Origin of the sequence: Corallococcus sp. AB018 (assembly GCF_003986945.1) — a bacterium.
Taxonomy (GTDB): domain Bacteria; phylum Myxococcota; class Myxococcia; order Myxococcales; family Myxococcaceae; genus Corallococcus; species Corallococcus exiguus.
In genome coordinates this window covers 1-3,438 of the sequence record NZ_RAWR01000401.1, presented here as the reverse complement: position 1 = coordinate 3,438, position 3,438 = coordinate 1, and the positions used below count along the sequence as shown (strand labels likewise).

The 3,438-nt window shown below is 67.5% G+C and carries 4 protein-coding genes; all 4 read right to left on the bottom strand.

Annotated elements, in window-relative coordinates; translation table 11 throughout:
- Positions 1-163: 163 nt before the first annotated feature.
- On the bottom strand, positions 164-757 hold the full coding sequence (locus tag D7Y11_RS42095) for an HNH endonuclease (protein WP_014396030.1): 594 nt from the start codon (positions 755-757) through the stop codon (positions 164-166).
- Complete coding sequence (gene selA, locus D7Y11_RS42090; RefSeq protein WP_120580120.1) at positions 754-2,148, bottom strand: L-seryl-tRNA(Sec) selenium transferase; 1,395 nt, start codon at positions 2,146-2,148, stop codon at positions 754-756. The genes D7Y11_RS42095 and selA overlap by 4 nt, the downstream gene beginning before the upstream one ends.
- An 84-nt stretch (positions 2,149-2,232) precedes the next feature.
- The gene (locus D7Y11_RS42085) at positions 2,233-2,613 is read right to left on the bottom strand and encodes a VOC family protein (RefSeq protein WP_120568179.1); all 381 of its coding nucleotides are present in this window, start codon (positions 2,611-2,613) and stop codon (positions 2,233-2,235) included.
- Positions 2,614-2,637: 24 nt separating this feature from the next.
- The coding region (locus D7Y11_RS42080) for a serine/threonine-protein kinase (RefSeq protein ID WP_148139285.1) at positions 2,638-3,438 on the bottom strand (801 nt) is incomplete at its 5' end.

Here is a 3,438-nt window from a genome sequence, read left to right as displayed (position 1 = left end):
GCGGATGGAGGCAAGGGGGCGGGCTTCACGAAGGCTCGCATCAAAGCCCGTCCTACCGCCCGAGTCGACACCCCGCCATTTCACGGCCGACCCTGTAGCGCCCGGAGCCCGCGCCCCGGAGCCAGGAGGCTCGGGGAGCAGGCGGCCGGGGAGCCGTTCGCTGTCACTCGTCGAGCAGCTCGACGTTCCAGTACGACACGTCCGCGAGGTGGAGGAACGGCAGCCACTCCCGGTAGGTGATCTTGCGGATGGCGCCGCGGAACAGCGGCGTCCAGCGCGGGCGCACGGGTTTCTTGAGCAGCCGCATCCCGGCCTGTTCCGGCGTGCGCCCGCCCTTCTTCAGGTTGCAGGGCACGCAGGAGCACACGACGTTCTCCCACGTCGTCTTGCCGCCCTGGGTGCGGGGGCTGACGTGGTCCAGGTTGAGCTCGCTGCGGGGCAGCTGCTTCGCGCAGTACTGGCAGGTGTCGTTGTCGCGCGCGTAGATGTTGAGGCGCGAGAAGCGCACCTTGGCGCGAGGCAGGTGGTCATACGCGCCGAGCACGAGGACGCGCGGCACGCGGATGGTGCGGTCGATGGTGGTGATGCTGTCCTGGGTGGCGCTGAGGGCGGCCCAGTCCTCGAACTCATACAGCCGGTACTGTTCGTCGATGGCTTTGGCGACGCCCTGATACAGCAGGGAAAAGGCCCGTTTGACTGACGTCACGTGAACCGGTTGGTAGTACCGGTTTAAAACGAGCACGGCGCTGTTGATCATGGCTGGCTTCCCGAACGGGCGGCCGCCACAGCCTGCGCGACCTGCCCCAGGTCCTCCTCTGAGAGACACCGGACGTCGAGAACGACCTCGTCATCCGCAATCCTGCCAATAACCGGCACCTCGGCTTCGCGCAGACGTTCCAGGAATACTTTCGGCGCTTCTACGGTGAGGCTGCAAGCGTAGGAAGGCAACCGGGACAGAGGCATGGCACCTCCACCCACCTGTCCATCCACGGACACGACACGGCCCTCCACGCCCAGCGCCGCGAGCAGGGCCGCCAGGCGTTCGGCACGGGATCGCAACAAAGCCGGTTGCTGGGTGAGCAGGCTTTGGGTGGGGACCGCGTCCGCGCGGCCATCCCGGTACAGCTCCAGCGTCGCCTCCAGGGCCGCGACCGTCATCTTGTCGACACGCAGCGCACGTGTGAGCGGGTGGGATTTGATGCGCTGAAGCAGGTCCGGGCGGCCGACGATGACGCCGGCCTGGGGGCCGCCGAGGAGCTTGTCGCCGGAGAAGGCGACGACGTCCGCGCCGTCCCGGATGGCCTGGCCGACGGTGGGCTCCGGGGTGAGGCCTGGGCCGGACAGCGGAATGAGCGCGCCGGACCCCAGGTCCTGGAACACGGGCACGTCACGGGAGCGTCCCAGTTCGGTGAGCTCCGCGAGGGACGCCTCTTCCGTGAAGCCGACGAGCGCGAAGTTGGAGCGGTGGACCTTCACGATGAGGCCGGTGTCTGGACTCAGTGCGTTGGCGTAGTCCGCGCGGCGGGTGCGGTTGGTGCTGCCCACTTCGACGAGCTTCGCGCCGGACTGGCGCATGACGTCCGGGATGCGGAAGCCTCCACCGATTTCGACGAGTTCACCGCGGGAGACGACGCATTCGCGACCGGAGGCGAGCGCGGCGAGGACGAGGAGCACTGCGCCCGCGCAGTTGTTGACGACGATGGCGTCCTCCGCGCCGGTGAGCGTGCGCAGGAGGCCGATGAGCGGAGCGTAGCGGCTGCCGCGTTCGCCTTCGTCCAGGTCGTATTCGAGGTTGGAGTAGCCCCGGGCCACGGCGACGACGCGCTCCACGGCTTCTGGAGCGAGCGGTGCGCGACCGAGGTTTGTGTGGAGCACGACGCCGGTGGCGTTGAACACGCGCCGGAGGTTCGGCGTGGCCAGGGACGAGAGCGCCGCCTCCACGTCCGCGTCCTCGAAGGGGCGCAAGTCACCAGCGAGGAGCCGGGACCGCACGCGTTCGACAGCGAGCCGCAGGGCCGCGACCGCGCGGGCATGGGGAAGGTTCGCGAGCCGGAACTCCAGCGACGGCCGCCGCAGGAGTTGTTCGATGGAGGGAAGACCGCGAAGCAGCGCGTTCTTTTCATCCGGGGAGTTCGACGCAGCGCCCATGCGTCGGGAGTCTACTCCCCGGACTTGCGCCGAGAAGAGCGGTCACTCAACCGTCGCAGGAACGCAATCCCAGACAGTGAAAACTCACCACCCGCCGTACGGCACGGTGATGGCCTCCATGTAGTGGCCGTTGGGGTCCTGGAAGTAGACCCCACGGCCTCCGTCATGGGTGTTGATCTGGTTCTCATGCTGGCCGCGCGGGTCGGCCCAGTGCTGGATCTTCCGGTCGCGGATCTTCGCGATCAGCGAATCGAAGACCTCCTCCGTCACCAGGAACGCGTAGTGCTGCCCGTGGATCGCGTCCTGCGTGGTCACGTAGTCGAGCGACGCCCCATCCGTCAGCTTCACCACCTGGAAGTGCCCGAACGGCGTGGGCTCCGGCAGCCCGAGCAACTCCGCGAGGAATTGCGCGGATGCGACCTTGTCCTTCGCGGCGATGATCGTGTGGTTGAATTTGACAGACATGGAGGCCCCCAGGGAAGGAGCCTCCTATAACGCGCGCCCCTGCTGAAGTGCCAGCGGCCATAGCTTCGCCAGTTCAGCGCGCAGCACCGTTGCACTGGCGTAACGCTCTTCGGGCCGCTTCCGCATCAGCGTGAGGACGACCTGCTCGAAGGCTTCCGGCAGCTCTGGACGCCGCTTCCTCGGAGGCACAGGCGTCTCCTGCACGTGCATCAACATCAGCGGGACAGGCTGCGCATGCCGGAACGGCAGCTGCCCGGTGATCATCTCGTACGCCACCACACCCAGGGCATACAGGTCCGTGGCCGGCGACACGGGCACACCTGTCACCTGCTCCGGAGCCATGTACTCCGGTGTCCCCAGCGTCGCGCCCTGCGCCGTGTTGCCCATCACATGCGCGCTCTTGGCGAGCCCGAAATCCATCAGCTTCAGCACGCCCGTGCGCGTGACGAACAGGTTCCCGGGCTTCACGTCCCGGTGCAGCACCCCTTGCGCGTGCGCGTGCTCCAGCGCCACCGTGGCGTGCGTCAGCCACCGCAAGGCATTGGCCAACGTAGGTCGGCCCTCCATCATCACCTGACGCAGGTCCCTTCCCTCCAGCAGCTCCACCGTCAGGTAGTGCCGCTCCCCATCCGAGCCCACGTCAAACACATGCAGGATGTTCACGTGCTCCAGCGCCCGGGCGTGGTCCACCTCCTGGCGGAAGCGCGTCACCATCGCCTCGTCGGCGTACGGCACCGCCAACACCTTGAGCGCCACGCGCTGGTGCTTCTTCACATCCAGCGCCTGATACACCGCCGACGTCCCACCCACCCCCAGCCACTTCTC

Bases quoted from the DNA above. Each gene is read 5' to 3' on its own strand.
- D7Y11_RS42085 (WP_120568179.1), bottom strand. From the start codon at position 2,613: ATGTCTGTCAAATTCAACCACACGATCATCGCCGCGAAGGACAAGGTC.
- D7Y11_RS42095 (WP_014396030.1), bottom strand. From the start codon at position 757: ATGATCAACAGCGCCGTGCTCGTTTTAAACCGGTACTACCAACCGGTT.
- selA (WP_120580120.1), bottom strand. From the start codon at position 2,148: ATGGGCGCTGCGTCGAACTCCCCGGATGAAAAGAACGCGCTGCTTCGC.